Genomic DNA, 336 nt, shown 5'->3' with positions numbered 1-336 from the left:
CAACCTATGTGCTTATCGAAAGTAACGGTACGTGCTGGTAAGAAACCCCTGCTTCTTAACGAGGTGTAAGCAGGGGAGGTTCATTGACTCAGCGATTTCCTGAATCGAAAGGTCAAGGCGCCAATAATTATTGTGAACAAAAAGTAAAAATAATTCACAGTACTTTTTCGGCTCAATCTAAAAATTAGCGGTTGAACTTTTCAACCAGACAAACGGTGGCGATTGCATTCGATTAATATGCCAGCTTTATAACACTTGCGATTGCGTGTAAAATAGTGCCGGCGTTGATAAGCCTTAATCCGATTGTGCCGTCCTTCGACGGTTGCGTTGGTCCAG

General features: G+C 43.2%; 1 pseudogene. It reads right to left on the bottom strand.

Features of this window, described 5'->3' with window-relative positions:
• Positions 1-200: 200 nt before the first annotated feature.
• Positions 201-336, bottom strand: a pseudogene (locus L691_RS34505) (ISL3 family transposase); the annotation flags it as partial.

It is taken from the genome of Paenibacillus zanthoxyli JH29, from assembly GCF_000520715.1.
GTDB classification, from domain to species: domain Bacteria; phylum Bacillota; class Bacilli; order Paenibacillales; family Paenibacillaceae; genus Paenibacillus_AQ; species Paenibacillus_AQ zanthoxyli.
Note: the sequence above shows the minus strand (reverse complement) of the source record. Positions and strands in the feature narration are given on the sequence as shown.